Origin of the sequence: Mucilaginibacter angelicae (assembly GCF_042434235.1) — a bacterium.
Classification (GTDB): Bacteria; Bacteroidota; Bacteroidia; order Sphingobacteriales; family Sphingobacteriaceae; genus Mucilaginibacter; species Mucilaginibacter angelicae.
Genome location: NZ_JBHLTS010000075.1, coordinates 141,483 through 161,883, shown reverse-complemented (window position 1 = coordinate 161,883; position 20,401 = coordinate 141,483). Strand labels below are relative to the sequence as shown.

Genomic DNA, 20,401 nt, shown 5'->3' with positions numbered 1-20,401 from the left:
ATGGTTTATGATTGATCTGGTACTAAATCTCGCATTATTTAATTACTTTGGCAAGTACAAAATTTATAACGCATTACGCTAATCAAATGACTTATTGCCTGGGAATTAAAGTTAAAGAGGGATTATTGGCTATTGCTGATACCCGTATAACTTCGGGGACGGATACCACTGTAAAAAAGAAGATCACCATAGAACAAAAAGATCATTTTTCGCTGTTTATCATGACCAGCGGCTTGCGTTCGGTGCGTGATAAGGCGGTGATCTATTTTAATGAATTATTGGAAACGGCCGAGTTTAATAAAATGTATAAAGCTGTGAATGCCTTTGGCGAACAGGTAAAACGGGCTGCCCAGGAAGATAAAGTATCGCTTGATGCAGCTGGTTTAAGGTTCGACCTGAACACTATCATTGGCGGCCAACTGCGCGATGATGATGAGCATAAGCTTTTTTTGCTATACCCCGAAGGGAACTGGGTGGAGCTGGGGCAGGGGGCGCCATATGTGGTTATCGGTAATTCGGGCCATGGTAAGGCCATCCTTAACCGCATCCTTAATGAAGATTCGAGCCTGAAGCTGGCTTTGAAAACAGGTTTTCTTTCGTTTGATTCAACAAGGGTAAGCTCAAACAATGTGGATTTTCCGATAGACGTGGCTGTTTATAAAAAGGATAGCTTTACTATTGTTGAACAGCGTTATAACAAGCAGGACCTGGAGCATATCTCAACCCAATGGGCCGAGGAGCTGAAACTTGCCCTTGAGCATATTTCAGAAGATTGGATAGATGCCACATTTAACAAATTAGAAGAAATAAAATCAGAAAGCTGATCAAAGATGAAGTTCAATGTGTTTACCCAGGTAGAGTATAGTGTACGCTCGGAAGGCACATTGATACTAAATATCCATGCTTTAGGTACTGCTAAGCAAAGTATCATTACCGAAGAGCTGCTGCTTGATCCCTATATCCGGGCTGATGAGCTCCACGCGCAACAGGGCGAAAACAGGCTGGTGAAGTTTGGCGTAAATACCGATACCCCCAATATTAAGGTAACGTACAGGGCCACAGTTAACAACAGTTATGAGATAAATGATTTTAGCAATACGCAGGAGATCCAGGTGTCAGAGCTTCCTGCTTCGGTGCTGCCATACCTTAACCCCAGCAGGTACTGCGAATCGGATAAACTGTACCGCATGGCTGATAATATGTTTGGGTATATCTCAAACCCGTTTGAGAAAGTGCTTACGCTAACCAACTGGATCAATAGAAAAGTGCAATACCTTTCCGGCTCCACCAATGCACAAACATCGGCGTTTGATACCGTTACCGAGCAGGCAGGTGTTTGCCGCGATTTTGCACATCTGGGCATAGCTTTTTGCCGTGCCTTAACCATACCAGCACGGTATTTTACAGGTTATGCCTATTTGCTTAAGCCTGCCGATTTTCATGCCTGCTTTGAAGCTTATTTAGATGGCAAATGGGTGTTGTTTGATGCAACCGGATTAGTGCCGCTTAACGGCCTGGTGAAAATAGCCACCGGTCAGGATGCTTCCGATTCGGCCGTAGCCAATATTTTTGGCGATGTAATGTTTAACAATATGCAGGTAAGCTGCGAACTTGCCGAAGATGGCTTTGAGCCATTTTACTACAGCGAAGGTGAATTTAAGGGGTTATCGTATTTGTAGTTGGCCTCACCCTAAATTCCTCTCCGAGAGAGCTACAGTGTGTACACAAATCTTATAAAAAAAGAAAATGTCATTTCGATAGAGCTGGGGGCGGGTTGAGAGGTGGAGCGAAAGAGAAACTATCTCTTGAGCGATAGCGAAAAATCTTCTACATAAGGCTTTACAATTTATACCTGTAAAAGCAGGGTGTAGAAGATTTCTCCTCACCTCCGATGCACAAACCCCACCCTTGGTTCGTCGAAATGACATTTTTTTTCTATTAATGATAAATTAAAAAGATGTGTACACACAGTAGCCTGGAGAGAGGGACTTTAAAAGTCTCCCCTATCGGGGGAGATTTAGAGGGGGCTCATCGTTTCCCTTTTTTAACCGGCACCTTCTTACTCTCCCTTACGCCATAAACCCAGTTAGCCGCCAGTACCGCTATACAAATCAGCAAACCGAAAAATTCACGTACTTCTTCAACCCAGGGCTTTTCGGCTTTCATCGTTTGTACAAGGCTTTCGGCATGGTGATATTCAAACCAGTCGATAAGGCCATTGTTGTCAAATACTTTGTAAAGGGCATAACCTGTGAAAATGATAATGCCGGCAGCATAACCAATTGGGTAAAACTCTTTTTTAGATGCCAGGTAGCAAAACCAGGCGCAATACAGGTAAATGGGCATCCAAAGGTAAGGGTCGGGATCGTTATATTGTAAACCCGCAAAAATGATAAAAAGTACAACCCATACAATGTTGAAGATCTTCATAAGTAAAAAAGCAATTGCAATAATTTATACTGGTCCTGGTGCTTAATATGCAGGTTAAGCAATGCTAAATATAAATATTTAGTTTACACTTTTTAAAGGTAAAAAATTGTTTTTGTGCGTTTTGCAGGTTAAACGGGAGGGTATATAAATGAAATTATATGGAATATAGATGTATGTTAAAAATCCATTCTTGAAATTATTTTTTTATATTTTGTAATAAAAGTTGATAAATATATTGATTTTATTAACTGTGATTTAATAAATTAATGTACCTTTGTTAAGGTTTAGTCGTAAGGCTAAATTAGTTCTTTGAGATAATGTGTATTAATCTGTAACTAAACTGCAAACACAATTCAGAGTAATGTATTTACTCACCCGTTTGGGTTTTATTCCGGTGACGCGCTTTGCCTTACGCTATATGCTAACGCGAACCTACTCACCACACCGTATTCCGTTTCGTTCTCGTACTCCGTGTTCGTACTCGTTTTCGCGCCCGTATCCATTTTTCGTATGCGTGTCCGTATTTCGTTTTCGTCCCCGTGGCCGTTTTCGTATTGTGGAGCAAGAAATAATGTTGGGATGTTGCGAACTGCGACGAAGCATTTAGTTACTCTTAGTATTTAGAATGGAGCAAGCTTATATCGAGCTAACTAAATTTAAAAAATATGTTTAATACACAAACGATTATCCGGTTGATTGATGGTATTCAGTCAATCGTTTCAGAGAGCCGCAGTTCGCTTTCTGTCAAAGATGTAGATCTCTTGAAAGATTGCATCGCTTTTCTCGAAACCGTCCGAGATGCCGATAACCCACGAAGTCCTGCCTCAAATAGGATTGTAGCAAGTGTTATTGAGATTCTTTTACGGGTTCTGTTTAGCGATGATTTTGACAAGCTAAAGGGTTTATTTTTTTGATGGACATTCCAACATTTATTTTAATATTATGGATTTAGGTAGCACAATCAAAGATATTAGAAAACAGAAAGGTATTCGACAAAATGCTCTTGCTGAACTCTGTAATATATCTCAAACTTATTTGTCGCAAATAGAAAATAATCAGAAAGAACCGAATATTTCCACATTAAAGGAAATTTCAGCCCAACTTCACATTGCATTACCCATACTATTTTTCCTTTCTTTAAATGAAGCAGACATTCCTCAATCCAAGAGAGAGGTGTTTCAAATCATAAGTCCTACAGTTAAAACTCTGATAAAAGATTTGATTGCCGATGAATGAAATAAAAACATTGGCAATCAAAAATACTAAACATCTTATGGCTGTTTTGATTTCAAATGAAGCTGAAATCAATGAGCTCATTCAAAATAAGGAGAAGTATTACTATACCATGTATAAGCCTAAAAAAGAAAAGGGGCGTGTGAAAAAGGATGTGGATGGTAAGCCTATTATGAGAGAGTTAAACCCGAGTTGTGGAAGGTTGTATGAAATTCAGGAAATTATTAAAAGTAGAATATTGTCAAAAATACCGTTGCCAGAAAATATAAAAGGTGGAGTCAAAGGTTATAGCAACATAGCAAATGCACAAGCGCACAAAGGCCGGAAACATAAATTTAAAACCGATATGAAGAAATACTTTCCATCCATCGGCTACGAGAGAGTATATAAGATGTTTTTAGATTATGGTTTTTCAAGCAAATGCTGCTCTATTTTAACACATTTAACCACACACAAACACGTATTGCCACAGGGCACACCTACAAGCACACATATCGCTAATTTAATCTTCTTGCCCAATGACAAAAGCCTAATTGCTTATTGTAAAAAGCATAATATACGATATACCAGGTTCGTGGATGATCTTGTGTTTTCATCTCCTTTCGATTTTAGAGATAAATGCCTGGACTTAATAAATGTGATACTTAATGATGGCTTTAAAATAAGTATTAAAAAGACATTGTACAGAGCCGGTAATTTGGAGATAACGGGTGTTGATACCAAAAACAATGTTTTAGATGTTCCCGATTTCTTTAAAGAATTAATAAATGATGCATCGTTTAATGCAGACAGTACAAAAGGGAGAATTAGTTATTATAAAAACGTACGTAAAAAGCAAGCCTAAATGCAGGACAATTATCTTTTAATATTAAAAGATAAGCTAAAATAAGCAAGCTCATGAAAATACTGGAAAGAGAATGAACAGGAAAAATTTGATGTCGCGGGCAGATTCGAACTGCCGTTTAGGGTATTGCGGACCCCCACCTATCCTCTCGGTCACGCGACTTGAAAACTATAAAAAATCACTTAATCAGATCGGTTGTGGGGTGTAGATATAATTATCTCTCTCCCGTTTTGCACAGGAGCAGGAATTAGCACCTTTTACATTATGCGGATGTACAGGTTGCTAAGACGTCTTTGGGCCTTTCCCTCAGTCTTTCTTGATAAGTTAAAATAAAAGAACGTATTGTCGTTGTTGACACTGCAAATATAAAAACAAAATATATAATTCCTATAGTTTAAGTAGAATATTTTTATTTTTTTTCAGATCACCGTTTTCTACGCGCAGATCACCCTCGAAAAAACTGAAACGATCACCATTTAATCTGAAGTAGTCACCATAATTTTAGCGCCGAACTATTGCACCTTTGTATTGTTAAAACATTAAAAACAAACACAATGGGAACAAATAAAATAGCACTGATAACCGGCGGCAGCCGTGGGTTAGGCAAAAATGCCGCCCAGCACCTGGCTAAAAAGGGGATTGACGTTATTGTTACTTATCGCAGTAAAAAAGAAGAAGCCGAGGCTGTAGTTGCAGAAATTGAATCGATAGGGCAAAAGGCTGCTGCTTTGCAACTGGATACCGGTATTGTATCCACCTTTGATGCTTTTATCACAAAGCTAAAAGCAACGCTTAACGAAAAATGGGGCCGCGAAACCTTTGATTTTTTGATCAATAACGCAGGGATTGATGCTGCCTCGCCATTTGCACAAACCACCGAAGAGGATTTTGATAACTTGTTTAATGTGCACTTTAAAGGCGTTTACTTTTTAACTCAGAAAAGTTTACCGGTAATAGCCGATGGTGGCCGCATCATTAATTTTTCAACCGGGCTGGCCCGTTTCTCAACTCCGGGATACGCGGCCTATGCCTCCATGAAAGGCGCTATTGAAGTATTCACCAAATATTTGGCAAAAGAATTGGGTAGTCGCGGTATAGCTGCAAACATAGTGGCCCCGGGTATTATCCAAACAGATTTTACTAAAGCAGCATTCGATTCGCATCCCGGTTTGGAAGAAATGATGTCGAAATCCACCGCTCTGGGCAGGGTAGGCCAGCCTGATGATATAGGCGGCATAGTAGCTTTTCTTTGCACTGAAGATGCCCGCTGGATCAACGCTCAGCGTATTGAAGCTTCGGGAGGGATGTTTTTGTAGGTTAGTGAGTGGTTGATTGGGTTGATTCGGTGAGTGGTTGTTTTTTTGGGTGAGTCTCGGATAGCCTCATCAACCACTCACCGAATCAACCACTTTCCAACCATTCTCCCAATCAACTACTCACCTAATCAACCAATTCACTATCTTTCGCACAAAAAAAGCAAAAATGGAATTTGGTAGAGTAACGGACGAAGAATTAGCCGGGGTTGATTTTACCTTGCCGGCCGATCCGCAAATAACTGTTGATATGCTTGCCGCTGCAAAAAATGATGTGCCTTTGCAGGTACATGTTGGCTGCGCTAAATGGGGCCGTAAGGAATGGGTTGGTAAAATCTATCCGCCAAAAACCAAAGACGCTAATTTTTTAGATGAATACGTTAAGCACTTTGATTGCATTGAGCTTAATGCCACTTTTTATAACGTTTACGGCCCCGATACCATTGCCAAATGGAAAGCCAAAGCAGATAGTAACCCCGGTTTTAAATTTTGCCCTAAATTTTCTCAAAGCATCAGCCACATTCGCCGCTTAAAAAATGCTGAGGATATCACTACTACTTATTACGAAGGGGTATTAGCTTTTGGCGATAAGCTTGGTCCGCTGTTTTTGCAGCTGAGCGATAATTACACGCCCAAGAGCTTCCCGGAGCTTAAGGCCTATCTTGAACAATTGCCAAAGGATCTCCCGGTATTTGTAGAGCTGCGCCATAAAGACTGGTTTGCTGTTGCCGAAAACCGCGACCAGGTATTTAACCTTTTCCGCGATTTAAATATTGGCTCCATCATAACCGATGCCAGCGGCCGACGTGATGTTGTGCATATGGCTTTACCTACGCCGCATGCTTTTATCCGCTTTGTGGGCAATAGTCTGCATCCTACAGATTATGCCCGCGTTGACGAATGGGTTGAGCGGATCAAAAACTGGAAAGAACAAGGGCTTAAATCGGTATGGTTTTTTATGCACCAGCATGATGAACGCTACTCGCCCGAACTGGCCGATTATGTAGTTGAAAAGCTAAACACCGCATTGGGCACACAATTAATGCGCCCTAAGTTTATCCAAAGGGATGATAAGCCAGCTGGCCAAACTTCGCTTTTATTGTAAGGGCTCAGTTGTAGCTGGTGGGATCTTTAAATCCGGGTTAAAGTTGGGAATCAATTGCTTTACCTTATCGGCAGTTGAATTGTTCATATCCAGGAACGACCAGCTTTTGCCGCCATCGCCGCTAACTGCCAGCAGGTTGCTGTGCATAGCCATACGGCCTTTAGGGCTTGCCATAACTATAGTTTCGGGCAGCAGGCAGTGAATTTCTTTTCCTGCTTTATAAAATTTGCCAGGAGTACCTACTGTAACACTTTCAAAGCTGATACCTGCAGCTTTCATTTGCTGCATGGCAGTACCAATCATAGCAGTCATTTTTTCTTTGCCCCCGGCCATTTGCACCGCTTTGGGGTAAGTATAGTTAACAATGTTCTTGTAATCGCCTTTGGTCATGCTTTGGGCCATTAGCGTAGCTTGTTTTTTTACTGCTGCCGGATTTTGAGCATGCAATGCCAATGGCGATAATATGATGAGCAGGAGCCTGAATACTTTTTTCATAGGAGCTTTTCTATTTTTTTGTAAGAATGTCATCGGCAAGCTGATCAGTACCATCAACCTTGCCTTTGTATTTAAGCCCCAATATGCGATTTACTAAGTTAAAAACATCAACATTTTTAAAAGAAGGTATTTGTTTACCGGTTTTAAAGGCCGGTCCCCAAGCCAGGAAGGTGGCGTGCATGTCTTTTACAGCGTAAGGATCGTAACCATGCCAGCCTATATTTATCTTTTTGCTGTTCCATAAATTAAAAATCAAAGGGTAATGTGGGATCAGCAAAATATCACCTATGCGGTTATGCCAATCGTCGGTTTGGCTGTAGTGCAGGTTGGCGGGTACATTGGTTTTCAGGTACACGTCATAGTCCTTAGCTTCGGTTTTAAGCTTATCATAAGTCGATTGGATAGCTGTGTTATCTTTGGCATAAAGCTCAACCAATAAACCATCGCCTGAGATTTTGAATTTAGCGGTATCAATAGCTGCAGGAATGCCTATTGGATGATCACGGTTAACTTTGGTCATGCCGTGGTCTGATACAAAAATGAAATTAACATCAAGCCCGGTGGTTTTTACAGCTTTGTTAAGCTCATTAACTGCCGAATCAACAAAGTGCACCTCCCGTTCTGTTTCGGGTGCATCAGGGCCAAATGTATGCCCGGCATGGTCAACCTGCGGAAAGTAAAAAGTGATAAGGTGCGGGCGTTTATCTTCAGGGAGTTTCAGCCAGTTTACCACAGCACCAATGCGGTTATGAATATCTATTTTTTCGTTATAAACATAATAGTAAGTTGGGTTAATGCCTTGTATGGCTGCTTCCGATGCTACCCAGTAAAAGCTTGCCGAAAGCATTTTTTGCTGCTCGGCCAATACCCAAAGCGGCGAGCCAAAGTACCAGCTGCTATCGCTCACTTTCAGTTTATTGCTCATGGAATAGCTATCGTGACGCTCGCGGTCATAAAAGGAGTTATTTACCAGGCCGGAATGTGAGGGGTACAGCCCGCTTACCAAGGCGTAATGGTTAGGGAAAGTTACCGAAGGGTATGAGGGGATCATGGATTCGGCCTGTACACCTTTCGCGCTTAAACCCAATAAATTTTGTGCATTATATTTTTTAGCATAATCATACCTAAAACCATCGGCAGAAATTAATATAACATATGGCTTTTTTTGCTGGGCTATGCTGTTAGTACGATTAGGGATTATTTTTTGCGTAGTGTCCTGTGCAAAGGAAGAGGCTGCCAGTAAAAGGCAGATTAAAAAAAGACTGTACTTTTTCATGATGAAACAATGATGCGCGAATGTAGATAAACCGCGTTACCTGAATGATAACAGCCGGTAAACTTTGGCCGTTTTTACCATTATCTAATCAAATTTTTACATGTTGATATAAAAGCAGCAGCGTAGCTATAAATTACTTTCCTTTTAATTTAAATGCGGATGAAAATCTTTATAGCGCTTTTATTATCAGTGGCTTTTAGCGGTCCCTTATCAGCTCAAACACCTGTTGCTCAAAATGGTAAGTTAAGGGTTGAGGATGGTAAATTGTTGAATGAGCATGGTGTTGCCCCGCAGTTGAGGGGGATCAGCCTATCATGGTCGCTTTGGCAGGGGCGTAAGTATTATAATCCCGGGGTAGTGAGCTGGCTGGCTGATGATTTTAAAGCATCAATCATCCGGGCTTCTATGGGGGTACAGCCCGATGGCGGTTATCTGCAACAGCCCGAAGAACAAAAAGACCTGATTGTTGCTGTGGTTGACCAGGCTATAAGGAGCGGAATTTATGTACTGATTGACTGGCATGACCATAACTCAAATCAGCACGTTAGCCAATCGAAAGATTTTTTCAGGCAGATGGCTAAGAAGTATGCAGGTGTGCCTAACGTGATCTACGAGATCTGGAACGAACCAGAAAAAACCGATTGGAAAACAGTTAAAGATTATGCTTTGCAGATCATCCCTGTGATCCGCAAATATGATAAGGATAATATCATTGTAGTCGGCAGTCCTCATTGGGACCAGGATGTTGACATAGCCGCTGCCGACCCGATAAAGGATTACAGCAACATTGTCTATTCCTTCCATTTTTACGCCAGCGACCCATATCACCAGGAGGCACTACGTGCAAAAGCTGATAGGGCCATCGCACTAAAATTACCGCTCATCATTACCGAATGGGGGGTAGGTGAAGCCAGTGGCGATGGTGAATTTAACCTGCAAAAGACCCAAACCTGGCTCAAATGGATGGAAGACAACAAACTCAGCTGGACTAACTGGAACGTAACCGATAAACACGAAACCACTGCCCTGCTGCAAAGCAACGCCCCCACATACGGCGGCTGGACAGAAGCTAACCTAACCCCCGCAGGCATTTTTATCAGGAATGTGTTGAGAGGGGTGGGTAAGTAAGGCCATTTAAAAAAAACGTCATTGCGAGGTACGAAGCAATCCCAAACTGTACAGAGGGATTTGCATAGCCGCTTTGCAAGTCGGGGATTGCTTCGTACCTCGCAATGACGGTAGTTTTTTACGCCGTTGTTGGTGTTGTTACCAACAACCACCGGATAGGCCACCAATTGGATGGTGTAAAGTTGTTGGTGACAACACCAACAACGGCCAGTTTGAATATCCAATAGCCCATGTCATTGCGAGGAGCGGTATGGGCAAAAGCATCTGGGCGACGTGGCAATCTCGTAGCTAATGCATGTCCGACCTGTATAGTTACGAGATTGCCACGCTTCGCTCGCAATGACATATTTTTTATTTTACTTCCTTTTCAAAGCCTCCGCAATCCCCTTTTCAACCAAAGGCTCCATTACCCTGTAGCCCTCAATAGTGGGATGCACTCCATCCGCGGCAAGGTTTTTCGGCAGGCCTTTGCGCTCATCGGCCATGGCGGTGTGGTAATCTACATAAACCATTTTGTTGGCATCGGCAAAGGTTTTGATCATGGCATTAAGCTGGATCACCTTTTGGGCAGGCTCCATGCCGGGGCGCCAGGGGAAAGCATAAGCAGGCAGTACCGAACACAATACCACTTTAATATTGGCCGCTTTAGCCAGCAACGCCATTGATTGGATATTGCCAAAGATATCTTCTATAGCTATCGGGCCATTGTTTTGGGCAATGTCATTAACGCCGGCCAGGATCACTACAGCGCCGGGTTTCAGATTGATCACATCTTCACGAAAGCGTACCAGCATTTGGGTTGTGGTTTGGCCGCTGATGCCACGATCATAATATGGCTTACCATTCCAGAAAGATGAGTCTTTATTGAGCCAGAAATCGGTAATGGAGTCGCCCATGTAAACCACGCTTTTAGGGTTTGGGGCCAATGCCTTTATTTTTTCATTATCGGCCTGGAAGCGGGTCATATTTGCCCAGTCTTTATGGAACGCATCTTCCCAACGCTTCTGATAAGCTTCCCATTGTTGTGCCCTTTCTTTAACTGATTTTACTTTGGGGTCTGCAGGTTTCAGAAAGCCTTTTAGTTCCAGCCAGTCGTTAAAACGATCTATCCAGGTATCGGTAGGCAGGTCTTGTTTGCGCATGCCAAAACCATGGCCGCCTTTAGCGTACATATGTAGTTCGGCGCTGTGTTTTGATGCCAGCCATTTATTGTAAAGTTCAACACTGTGCGGCGCAAGGCCAAGCTGATCATCAGTTGCAGCGGCTATGAACATTGGCGGCGCATCATCAGGAATTTTTGAAAGCAGTTCGGGCGGTACATAAGCATAGATAGGCACGTCAAAATCGGGTTTGTTAGCGGCGGTGTAATTAAAAGCTGCTGCGGCGGTCAGCGTACCACCAGCCGAAAAGCCCATGATGCCGATACGCTGCGGCGAAACACGATATTCGGCAGCATGTTCACGCACATAGGCAATGGCCGTACGCGCATCGGCAACAGCCAGCGGAATGATCGGCGCTACCTGTTTAGGGAAATCTTTCTGCGCCATTTTGGCCATCAGTTCTTTTACCGGATCGTTAGTTAAGCTGTGGGCCAGCCTGTATTTCAATACAAAGCAGGCCACGCCTTGTTTATTAAGCCATTTGGCTACGTCATAACCCTCGCTGTTAATTGACAGGGTATGGAAGCCTCCGCCGGGGCAGATAACCACAGCCGTGCCTGTGGCAATTGTTGAGTCGGGAAGGAAAACGCTTAATGATGGATGTGTAACGTTGTAAACTACTTTAGTGTTAAAGGCATTGCTTTCGCTTTCACCTTCGTTCCAGGTCCAGTTTTCGGACCCGGGAACAGCGCCCGGGTAAAGCGGGATAACTTTTTGCTGGGCCTGCACGCCAAGGGCCGACAATAGGAGTAAGGTGCCTATCAGTTTTAATTTCATGGGAGGTTAATTCAGGTTAAATGTTGATGTACAAAAATAACAGCATTACACTAAAAAACAAGCTGCCTAAACGTTTTAGCAATGTAAAATGAGGTTTGCAATTTTAATTTTACAATTAATCATGCTTTCTGCAATCGCGCTGTAAAATATCTGTTATCCGGTTTATTGACGAATATTTTCAGTATCTTAATCACTCCATATATGACTGCGGTATTTATCCATATTAAAAGCCTGCTCCGGATTTTACCGCTGTTAGTTTTGCTTGGGGCATGCGCCAAACAAAAAAAGATTTTTCAAAGCGATTGCAATATCTCTAAAGACTATCAAAAGGTTTCATTTACCGAGCTCATCAATCATATTGAAAAATATGATAAGCAATATGTGGAGGTGAGCGGCAAGTACAAGGAAGGGAATGAGCAATCGGCGCTTTTCAATGACAGCCTGTTCTCAAGCCATGCATTGCATGATGCTATATGGGTTGATTTTAGCCAGGATTGCCCGCTTTACCTGCCGGGTACCCATATTGGTTTGTTTACTTATAACGACGGGCAGTTTACCCTGATGAATAAACGGAAAGTAACCATCAGGGGGGTGGTTGATGCAAGCGATAAGGGGCATTTAAAACAATATAAAGGCACTATTGACAGGGTGAGCTTTATTGAGTTGTAGAAAGATCCTGACGAATGGATAACAGGTGATGATTTATGACGATATTAAAAAGTCAATTTTAGCCCATCATATGCCAGTTCAATGCCGGCCGGCAACTCTTTGGATACATCGGCATGTTTGCCCAGCCTGTGGCTGATGTGCGTAAAGTAGGTGGTTTCGGCACCTATGTCATTGGCAAAAGCTATGGCTTCGGCAAGTGTGAAATGGGAAATATGGGTTTCCTTTTGCAGGGCATTGATCACCAGCGTTTTGCTGCCTTTAATCTTTTCCTTTTCGGCATCCGGAATTGTTTTGGCATCGGTGATGTAGGTAAAATCCTTAACCCTGAAGCCTTTTATGGGCAGCCTGTAATGAAATACCTCGATAGGGATGAGCTTAACATTACCGATCATAAAGGGATCATCCGCAATGGTATGCATATTTACCTGCGGAACGCCCGGATAGCCTGTGCCATCAAAAATATATGGAAATTCGCGTGCCAGGGCTTTTTGTACCCGTTCATCCGCATAAATATCCATAGGCACGTTTTGCTTGTAGTTAAACGCGCGGATATCATCCATACCTGCAACATGGTCTTTATGCTCATGCGTAAACACTATGGCATCAAGGTGTTGTACATTGGCACGAAGCATCTGGTACCTGAAATCCGGCCCGGAATCAATGGCGATGACCTTATCTTCGGCCTCAATTAAAATAGAGCTGCGCAGGCGCTTATCATGCTTATCTGTTGAGAGGCATACCTCACAGTTACACGCAATAACAGGTACCCCCTGCGACGTTCCGGTTCCTAAAAATGTTATGGTCACAGCTGCAGTTTTGTTTGTTTAATTTCCTGCAAAAATGCAACCTGTTTATCATCAAGCAGCTTATAATCTACCTCAAGTTCGCGCAATAGCTCTACCAAAGCAAGGATCTTGCTTTCCAGGTTGGAGAAACGGTTCACTACAATCATTTTACTGCTAAGCAGCAGGCAGGCACCGGTTTTAAAGTTGCCCTTTTCATAACGCACCTTGTAACCGGCCGTTTTTAGCAGCATTTCCAGTTTCTCGAGTGTATGGTTAGTTGCGGGAAGCATTAATTTCAAAAGTAGTAAAAACGCGTGTATTTGCAGGGCTTAAATTGGCATTTGCATGTCACATTTGGTAATTAAATTTCTATTTTTAACTGCCTTTTATATCCTGAAATTATCCAGATGAAGAACTTACTACTTACTGCTGCCGGTATTGTTTTCAGCATTGCCGTTTGTGCCCAGCAAACCAAAACCTACGCCGAAAAACTTGGCTGGCCAAAAGGTGCACGCGTGATTATTATGCATGTTGATGATGCAGGTATGTCGCATGAATCAAACGAAGGGGTAGAGAAAGCCATTGGTGAGGGAGTAGCAACTTCAACCAGTGTCATGATGCCCTGCTCCTGGGTGCCCGATTTTAAACATTATATGGATAAGCACCCGGGCATTGATGCAGGCTTGCATTTAACCCTAACTTCCGAATGGCAAAATTACCGTTGGGGGCCGCTTGCAGGTAAAGTCGCAGTACCGGGATTGGTGGATAAGGAGGGCGCTTTGTGGCCTAATGTAATAGCCGTGTACTTTAAAGCATCGGCCGATGAAGTGGATAAAGAGATCCGTGCCCAGCTTGACCGCGCTTTAAGCATGGGCTTTGTTCCGACACACCTGGATTCGCACATGGGAACGCTGTTTGCCAAACCGGCTTTTTTGGAGAAATATATTAACCTGGGGATCGAAAAAAAGATCCCGGTAATGCTGCCCGGCGGCGAAGACCTTTTTTACCGGGCCGAAGCAAAAAACGCCACAATAGCCCAGCTTAAAAAAGACGGTAAATACACCGAGGGTATGACCATTCCCGAACCTGCAGAATTGGATAAAGCAAGAGCAATGGGTGAAACAGCTTGGAAAGGCGGCCTGCCTGTATTGGATGATCTTGATAATTCAAGTTACGACTGGGTAATGCCCGATATTGACAAAGCAACCGACAAGGCGTTGCAAAAATGGTACACCGATCACTATATCGAAAACTTTGAGCGTTTTTCGCCGGGGTTAACTATGGTGCTGATGCATTGCACACAGCCATCGCCGCAGTTTAAAAATATCTGTAACGAAGGCCAGAAGCGAAAAGGCGACCTGCTGGCCATGACCGATCCGCGGCTGAAAGCTTATCTCAAACAAAAAGGATTTATTTTAACCACCTGGAAAGAGGTGATGGAACGGCGGCTAAAGGCGGGAAATGAGTAATAAAAAATGTTACTTTGATTTACTCAATACATTGAGTAATTTTACTCAATGTATTGAGTAAAATTACTTTTATGTATGAAAGGTCTTATCTCCAGTTATTTATAAAAAGGATTAAGGAGCCCCGTCGCTTTATCCAGGTAATAATGGGGCCGCGGCAGGTAGGAAAAACCACACTTGTTGGTCAGTTATTAAAAAAAACGGATATGCCTTATGTTTTTGAGTCTGCAGATGCTATCTCGGCCTCTAATTCGGTTTGGGTTGATCAACTGTGGGAAAGTGTGCGGGTAAAAATGGATCAGCAAAATGCAAAGGAATTTTTGTTGATTATAGATGAAATTCAAAAAATAAGTAACTGGAGCGAAATTGTTAAGCGTTTATGGGATAAGGATACGCGCGACGATAGAAACCTTAAAGTCATATTGTTAGGCTCATCACGATTGTTATTACAGCAGGGGCTTACCGAATCGCTTGCCGGACGTTTTGAAAGTACCTATATCAGCCATTGGTCGTTTACCGAAATGCATGATGCCTTTGGGTGGAACGCCGACCAGTTTGCCTGGTTTGGCGGCTATCCGGGATCAGCCTCATTAATTGAGGATGAAGAGCGCTGGAAGAATTATGTAAATAACTCATTAATTGAAACCAGTATCTCTAAAGATATTTTGATGCTTACCAGGGTTGATAAACCTGCATTAATGAAAAGGCTGTTTGAATTAGGCTGTCTTTATTCCGGGCAGATACTTTCATACACAAAACTTCAGGGACAATTATTAGACGCGGGAAATACCACAACCTTATCTCATTATTTAACGCTGCTGGATACGGCAGGTTTGTTGGGTGGGATTGAAAAATATGCTGCCGATATTATCCGTAAGCGCTCATCAAGCCCTAAATTCCAGGTGCATAATACTGCTTTAATCAGTGCTCAAAGCAACGGGATGTTTAATGAAATTGTTGCTAATCCCGCTGAGTGGGGACGTATTGTTGAATCAGCGGTTGGAGCTCATTTAACTAACTTTGCCCTAACCGAAGGGTTTAAGGTATATTATTGGCGAAACGGAAATGACGAGGTTGACTTTGTGCTGGAACGCCGCGGTAAAGTTATTGCGCTTGAGGTGAAAAGCAATAACGATAAGGAAACAACGGGGATGAAAGAATTTCAAAAACAGTTTAACCCTAATAAAATATTGCTGATCGGAAAACAAGGTTTGAGCTGGCAGGAATTCCTGTCAATCAATCCTGTAGAACTATTTTAATAATTTTATGCACATCAACATCTTCGGTGCTTCAGGCTCGGGCGTAACCACGCTTGGCAAAGCTTTAAGTGAAAAGCTTAACTACCCGTATTTCGACAGTGATCATTATTTCTGGTTTCCTTCCGATCCTCCTTTTACTAACCGGCGGTTGCCTGATGAAAGAAATGCTTTGATCAACAATGAGATGGCCGGTGTGGAAAACTGGATCTTAGGTGGTTCCGTCATCAATTGGAATAATAACTGGCAGTTTAACCTGTCGGTGTTTTTATATATTCCGCAGGAGATAAGGTTGCAACGATTGAGAGATAGAGAATTTGAACGTTATGGCGATATCATCCATACAGACAGGGAGCGCAACCGACTTTACCACGAGTTTATAGATTGGGCACGTGGATATGATGAATTGATCACCAACAGCCGCAGCTTACATTCGCACAAAAATTGGATGAATAACCTTAAAACGCCTTTGCTTGTTATTGAGGGAGATACAAGTGTTGAGGACAGGGTAGAAGCTGTTTTAGGGAAGATTGCTGAGTTGAATGCGTAAAACCACGGGAACTGGTCGGAATTTAGCTATGGCGTAACTTCAACCAGTAAAGGAAAAACTATGTCATTGCGAGCGATAGCACGGCAATCTCGTCGCTATACAGGGTGGATGTGCTGTGGTAATGCAAAGCTACGAGATTGCCACGTCGCCCTACCACGCAGGGCCGTTTCGCTCCTCGCAATGACATGGTTTTATTAAGTGCCCAAGTTTATCAATTATAATGTTTTCATCTTTTTACCTATAACAACTGTAGCAAATAGTAGAGCGGTGGCAAAAGAAAAAGCGGATGATAAAATCACCCGCTTTAAATATCTCAAATCTCACATCTAAAATAGCCTACCTCAAATCCACAACCTCAACGCCAGGATGGCCTTTGGCATCCCAGGCAAAAGTAGCATCAGGAGCGGGTATGTTAGGGTTAAAGGTGCGCACGGTATAAGTATACCTGTTGCCGTTTTTATCAAATAGCAAAGCGCTGTAAATCTGTTTTTTTACTTTATCGATAGTTAGCTTCACTTTAAAAATGGCTTTTTTATCATCTTCGGGTGTAAGCTCAATGGTTTGGTAAGTTTTGCCTGCTATCTTTTGTTCGCCGGTGTACAGGTATTTAAAACCTTTTTCATACATGGTAAAAATCTGGGCCGGGTTGCTTAACCCGTCACCACTTTTGTCGGCATCGCTCACCTGTACTTCCTTATCTTTTTTAAGGTATGTCCACTGGCTTTTGCCATCGCTCAGGATCTCTTTGTCAACTTCGGGTTTTGTGGCCGAGCTGTATAATGTTACCCTGTATTTGCCGGTTTTTGCCTTTGAGATCAGCGTGCCGGTTTGTGTTTCTTTGATGTTGGCCTGCGGATTATTCAGGCTAAAGGTAAAATCAGTTTTAATAACATCGTATGAACGGTATTTTTGGCTTACCTCGCTTAAAATTGCTTTTGCCTGCGTGTCTTTCTGTGCAAAAGCAGTGCTGTATGTACTTATTGCTAAAATGGTATATGCTATGATCTTTTTCATTCAGTTTTATTCAACAACAACTATTATCATTAATAGTTATTGGTTTAGAGTAATTAAATTGGGCTTGGTTTAATCTTTAATAGGTTTTTGAAGTGTTTCGAGGTAGCGCTCAAGACTGTACTCGTCCGGGTAAAGCACATCACGGGCCTTGCTGCCCTCAAATGGGCCTACAATTCCGGCAGCTTCCAGTTGGTCAATGATTCGGCCGGCGCGGTTATAGCCCAGCTTCATTTTGCGCTGTATAAGCGATGTTGAGCCCTGCTGGTGGAGCACGATCAAACGGGCAGCATCTTCAAACATCGGGTCGCGATCGTCAGGATCATATTCTTTGGCACCGCCGCTGGCTTCACCTTCACCAACATACTCAGGCAGGTACATGGCCGATGGATAGCCTTTCTGGTTACCGATAAAGTCGGAGATAGCTTCAACTTCAGGCGTATCCACAAAGGCACACTGCAAACGGATGAGGTCGCTGCCTGTTGAGAACAGCATATCCCCGCGACCGATCAGCTGATCTGCACCGCCGGCATCAAGAATGGTACGTGAATCGATTTTAGAAAGCACCCTGAATGCCAGCCTTGAAGGGAAGTTGGCCTTAATGGTACCTGTAATAATATTAACAGAAGGGCGCTGTGTGGCAATAACCAAATGGATGCCCACCGCGCGGGCCAGCTGCGCAATACGGGCAATAGGCATTTCCACTTCTTTACCCGCGGTCATCATCAAATCGGCAAACTCGTCAATCACCAGTACTATAAAGGGCAGGTAACGGTGTTTTTCCGGATCGCTGATTTTGCGGTTTACAAATTTGGCATTGTACTCTTTCAGGTTACGTACCTGCGCGTCTTTAAGCAAGTCATAACGCTGATCCATCTCAATACAAAGCGAATTGAGCGTATTCACCACTTTTTTGGTATCGGTGATGATGGCGTCGCCGTCATCAGGCAGTTTAGCCAAAAAGTGCCTTTCTATCTTGCGGAACAGCGTAAGCTCTACCTTTTTAGGGTCAACCAGTACAAACTTGAGTTCGGCAGGGTGTTTTTTATACAGTAGCGATACCAGGATGGCGTTAATACCAACTGATTTACCCTGGCCGGTAGCACCTGCAACCAGCAAGTGGGGCATTTTGGCCAAATCGGCAATAAATACCTCGTTCGATATGGTTTTACCTAATGCGATAGGCAGATCCATCGTGGTGTTCTGAAATTTTTCGGTTGACAGGATAGAGCGCATCGAAACCATTTCGGGGTTTTGATTAGGCACCTCAATACCGATAGTTCCCTTACCCGGCATCGGGGCAATGATGCGGATGCCCAAAGCGGCTAAGCTTAACGCGATATCGTCCTCCAGGTTTTTGATCTTGCTGATCCGCACACCCGGCGCAGGGATAATTTCATACAGGGTGACTGTTGGGCCGATAGTAGCTTTGATCTTATCAATCTCAATGTTATAGTGGTTCAGCGTTTCAACAATTTTGTTCTTGTTGGCTTCCAGCTCTTCGGCATTAACCGAGATCTTGTTTGAACCGTGGTTCTCTAATAAATCCAGGTGCGGGAACTTATATGTAGCAAGGTCAAGCTTGTGGTCATAAATCCCGAACTGGCTTACCAGGTCGTTTGCTTTTTCGTTATCGGTTTTTTCAACGCTTAACTCGGGCAGTGGCCTGTTGGTATCAATGGTAAGTGGGATTTCTTCTTCCTCTTCGGGCTCGTGTTTAATGGTATTTGTCGGCCTCAATACTACCGGCTCATGAAATTCGGGTACCTGCTCCATAGGTGTTTGCCTTAGCGGTGGCATAAGCGGTTCCTGCACCATTGGTTCGGGCATGATGCTGCTTACATGGGTCTCGCGGATCTTATTATTTCCCCGTGGCCATTCAAGCGGTGTTGAAGGCTCTTCATCAATCAGTTCAACAGGTTCGGGTGCTACTTCATCAACCATCATTGCTGCAACCGGGCGGTTTTTGCGCTGTGGTATTTTAAAGTCGATGTTATAGGCTATCACCAGTACGGTAAGCGCTAAAAACACCAGCAAGCCGCCGGTACCGGCTTCGCCTATCTGCGCTGCAAGCAGGCGGTTGCTCCAAAAACCAAAACCACCTTCAAAGTAGTGCGGATAATCAATTATAAATGAGTGGAAATAAGCTATCGCCACAGAAATAAAAACAATGCTGAACAGCGAATAAGCCAGTGTTTTACGGATAGAGAATAACCTGGCTTTAAAAAGCAGGCGGTATCCCACAACAAAAAATATAAAAATGAACAGGAACGAAGCCACGCCAAACCACTCATAAATAAACTGGTTTGATAATAGTGCGCCAAACTTGCCCAGCCAGTTTTGCGCCCTCATGCCCGGATCATTCAGATCGGCGATTTCATGAATAGTGGTACCGGTTGAAAGGTTATGCCAGCCACCGTTTGTTTTGGAAATATAGCTTTGATCTTCCTGCCAGGTAAACAGGTACGATGTAAAAGCAATGAGGAAAAAAATGGATAATAGCAGTGAAAACAAACCTGCTATTTTAACAGCTTTGCTATTTTCATAATCAAAGTCAAAGCTGGGCAGTTTAGGTAATTTCCTGCCTGTCACTTGCTCCTTTTCGGCCTTGCCGCTTTGGCGTGGCTGATTTTCTCCCTTGAAATTATTTGATCTAAACTGGTTTCCTTTTGCCGGCATCCTGATGTAACAATCGTTTATGTGCAAACTTACGTAAAATTTCACCCATGTAAACTTTGCAGCTGCACCGGTTAAATATTTTATATAAGATTCATTAGCCTGCCAAAAATTACAGGCCGAATGAATATAAAGTTAACAGATTATATAACTTATTGGTAATATTTTTAATTTTTTAGTATAATTGAAAAACAACATTTACCCGCAATAAAAAACGTAAGTTTAAC

Annotated in this window: 21 protein-coding genes and 1 riboswitch; of the genes, 13 read left to right on the top strand and 8 right to left on the bottom strand. The window is 42.9% G+C overall.

What is annotated here, in order from left to right:
- The first annotated feature begins 86 nt into the window (after positions 1 to 86).
- Together ACFFGT_RS25885 and ACFFGT_RS25880 are read left to right on the top strand one after the other, a co-directional pair.
- On the top strand, positions 87 to 824 hold the full coding sequence (locus ACFFGT_RS25885; RefSeq protein WP_377025413.1) for a proteasome-type protease: 738 nt from the start codon (positions 87 to 89) through the stop codon (positions 822 to 824).
- Positions 825 to 830: 6 nt separating this feature from the next.
- Entirely contained in the window at positions 831 to 1,679 is an 849-nt protein-coding gene (locus tag ACFFGT_RS25880) for a transglutaminase-like domain-containing protein (protein WP_377025412.1), read from the top strand.
- Between the two features lie 349 nt (positions 1,680 to 2,028).
- Here the strand turns inward: ACFFGT_RS25880 and ACFFGT_RS25875 are convergent, their stop codons facing one another.
- A complete protein-coding gene (locus tag ACFFGT_RS25875) occupies positions 2,029 to 2,430 on the bottom strand; it encodes a transmembrane 220 family protein (RefSeq protein WP_377025411.1) in 402 nt (133 codons plus the stop codon).
- A gap of 665 nt (positions 2,431 to 3,095) precedes the next feature.
- Between ACFFGT_RS25875 and ACFFGT_RS25870 the strand changes: the two genes are divergently transcribed.
- The 5 genes from ACFFGT_RS25870 to ACFFGT_RS25850 all read left to right on the top strand — a co-directional run bounded on the left by ACFFGT_RS25870 (position 3,096) and on the right by ACFFGT_RS25850 (position 6,925).
- A complete protein-coding gene (locus ACFFGT_RS25870) occupies positions 3,096 to 3,344 on the top strand; it encodes a hypothetical protein (RefSeq protein ID WP_377025410.1) in 249 nt (82 codons plus the stop codon).
- Between the two features lie 28 nt (positions 3,345 to 3,372).
- Complete coding sequence (locus tag ACFFGT_RS25865; protein ID WP_377025409.1) at positions 3,373 to 3,666, top strand: helix-turn-helix domain-containing protein; 294 nt, start codon at positions 3,373 to 3,375, stop codon at positions 3,664 to 3,666.
- Entirely contained in the window at positions 3,659 to 4,507 is an 849-nt protein-coding gene (locus ACFFGT_RS25860; RefSeq protein ID WP_377025408.1) for a reverse transcriptase family protein, read from the top strand. The genes ACFFGT_RS25865 and ACFFGT_RS25860 overlap by 8 nt, the downstream gene beginning before the upstream one ends.
- A gap of 211 nt (positions 4,508 to 4,718) precedes the next feature.
- Positions 4,719 to 4,833, bottom strand: a riboswitch (SAM riboswitch).
- Between the two features lie 228 nt (positions 4,834 to 5,061).
- Positions 5,062 to 5,823 carry an SDR family oxidoreductase gene (locus ACFFGT_RS25855; RefSeq protein ID WP_377025407.1) on the top strand — a complete coding sequence of 254 codons (762 nt, stop codon included), beginning with the start codon at positions 5,062 to 5,064 and terminating at the stop codon, positions 5,821 to 5,823.
- A 166-nt stretch (positions 5,824 to 5,989) separates the two neighbouring features.
- Positions 5,990 to 6,925 (top strand): DUF72 domain-containing protein, encoded by a 936-nt coding sequence (locus ACFFGT_RS25850; protein ID WP_377025406.1) that lies wholly within the window; start codon positions 5,990 to 5,992, stop codon positions 6,923 to 6,925.
- Here ACFFGT_RS25850 and ACFFGT_RS25845 read toward each other — a convergent pair.
- Together ACFFGT_RS25845 and ACFFGT_RS25840 are read right to left on the bottom strand one after the other, a co-directional pair.
- Positions 6,917 to 7,420 (bottom strand): hypothetical protein, encoded by a 504-nt coding sequence (locus ACFFGT_RS25845; RefSeq protein ID WP_377025405.1) that lies wholly within the window; start codon positions 7,418 to 7,420, stop codon positions 6,917 to 6,919. The genes ACFFGT_RS25850 and ACFFGT_RS25845 overlap by 9 nt on opposite strands.
- Before the next feature lie 10 nt (positions 7,421 to 7,430).
- Positions 7,431 to 8,696: an alkaline phosphatase family protein gene (locus ACFFGT_RS25840; protein ID WP_377025404.1), complete on the bottom strand. Its 1,266-nt coding sequence runs from the start codon at positions 8,694 to 8,696 to the stop codon at positions 7,431 to 7,433.
- 159 nt (positions 8,697 to 8,855) lie between these two features.
- Here ACFFGT_RS25840 and ACFFGT_RS25835 point away from each other — a divergent pair, with 159 nt between their 5' ends.
- Together ACFFGT_RS25835 and ACFFGT_RS25830 are read left to right on the top strand one after the other, a co-directional pair.
- Positions 8,856 to 9,824, top strand: coding sequence for a glycoside hydrolase family 5 protein (locus ACFFGT_RS25835; RefSeq protein ID WP_377025403.1), 969 nt, complete (start codon positions 8,856 to 8,858; stop codon positions 9,822 to 9,824).
- Between the two features lie 104 nt (positions 9,825 to 9,928).
- On the top strand, positions 9,929 to 10,051 hold the full coding sequence (locus ACFFGT_RS25830; RefSeq protein WP_377025402.1) for a hypothetical protein: 123 nt from the start codon (positions 9,929 to 9,931) through the stop codon (positions 10,049 to 10,051).
- Positions 10,052 to 10,180: 129 nt separating this feature from the next.
- Here the strand turns inward: ACFFGT_RS25830 and ACFFGT_RS25825 are convergent, their stop codons facing one another.
- Positions 10,181 to 11,761 carry a GDSL-type esterase/lipase family protein gene (locus tag ACFFGT_RS25825; RefSeq protein WP_377025401.1) on the bottom strand — a complete coding sequence of 527 codons (1,581 nt, stop codon included), beginning with the start codon at positions 11,759 to 11,761 and terminating at the stop codon, positions 10,181 to 10,183.
- Positions 11,762 to 11,962: 201 nt separating this feature from the next.
- Between ACFFGT_RS25825 and ACFFGT_RS25820 the strand changes: the two genes are divergently transcribed.
- Positions 11,963 to 12,430, top strand: a complete 468-nt coding sequence (locus tag ACFFGT_RS25820) for a hypothetical protein (protein WP_377025400.1) — start codon at positions 11,963 to 11,965, stop codon at positions 12,428 to 12,430.
- A 44-nt stretch (positions 12,431 to 12,474) separates the two neighbouring features.
- Here ACFFGT_RS25820 and ACFFGT_RS25815 read toward each other — a convergent pair whose 3' ends face one another.
- Both ACFFGT_RS25815 and ACFFGT_RS25810 read right to left on the bottom strand, forming a co-directional pair.
- Positions 12,475 to 13,236: an MBL fold metallo-hydrolase gene (locus ACFFGT_RS25815; RefSeq protein WP_377025399.1), complete on the bottom strand. Its 762-nt coding sequence runs from the start codon at positions 13,234 to 13,236 to the stop codon at positions 12,475 to 12,477.
- Positions 13,233 to 13,505, bottom strand: a complete 273-nt coding sequence (locus ACFFGT_RS25810) for a hypothetical protein (RefSeq protein WP_377025398.1) — start codon at positions 13,503 to 13,505, stop codon at positions 13,233 to 13,235. The genes ACFFGT_RS25815 and ACFFGT_RS25810 overlap by 4 nt, the downstream gene beginning before the upstream one ends.
- 117 nt (positions 13,506 to 13,622) lie before the next feature.
- Between ACFFGT_RS25810 and ACFFGT_RS25805 the strand changes: the two genes are divergently transcribed.
- The 3 genes from ACFFGT_RS25805 to ACFFGT_RS25795 all read left to right on the top strand — a co-directional run bounded on the left by ACFFGT_RS25805 (position 13,623) and on the right by ACFFGT_RS25795 (position 16,487).
- Complete coding sequence (locus ACFFGT_RS25805) at positions 13,623 to 14,684, top strand: polysaccharide deacetylase family protein (RefSeq protein ID WP_377025397.1); 1,062 nt, start codon at positions 13,623 to 13,625, stop codon at positions 14,682 to 14,684.
- A 71-nt stretch (positions 14,685 to 14,755) separates the two neighbouring features.
- Positions 14,756 to 15,940: an ATP-binding protein gene (locus ACFFGT_RS25800; RefSeq protein ID WP_377025396.1), complete on the top strand. Its 1,185-nt coding sequence runs from the start codon at positions 14,756 to 14,758 to the stop codon at positions 15,938 to 15,940.
- Between the two features lie 7 nt (positions 15,941 to 15,947).
- Complete coding sequence (locus ACFFGT_RS25795; protein ID WP_377025395.1) at positions 15,948 to 16,487, top strand: AAA family ATPase; 540 nt, start codon at positions 15,948 to 15,950, stop codon at positions 16,485 to 16,487.
- Positions 16,488 to 16,823: 336 nt separating this feature from the next.
- Here the strand turns inward: ACFFGT_RS25795 and lolA1 are convergent, their stop codons facing one another.
- Both lolA1 and ACFFGT_RS25785 read right to left on the bottom strand, forming a co-directional pair.
- Positions 16,824 to 17,501: an outer membrane lipoprotein periplasmic chaperone LolA1 gene (gene lolA1, locus ACFFGT_RS25790; protein WP_377025394.1), complete on the bottom strand. Its 678-nt coding sequence runs from the start codon at positions 17,499 to 17,501 to the stop codon at positions 16,824 to 16,826.
- 69 nt (positions 17,502 to 17,570) lie between these two features.
- A complete protein-coding gene (locus tag ACFFGT_RS25785) occupies positions 17,571 to 20,177 on the bottom strand; it encodes an FtsK/SpoIIIE family DNA translocase (RefSeq protein WP_377025393.1) in 2,607 nt (868 codons plus the stop codon).
- Positions 20,178 to 20,401 lie beyond the last annotated feature (224 nt).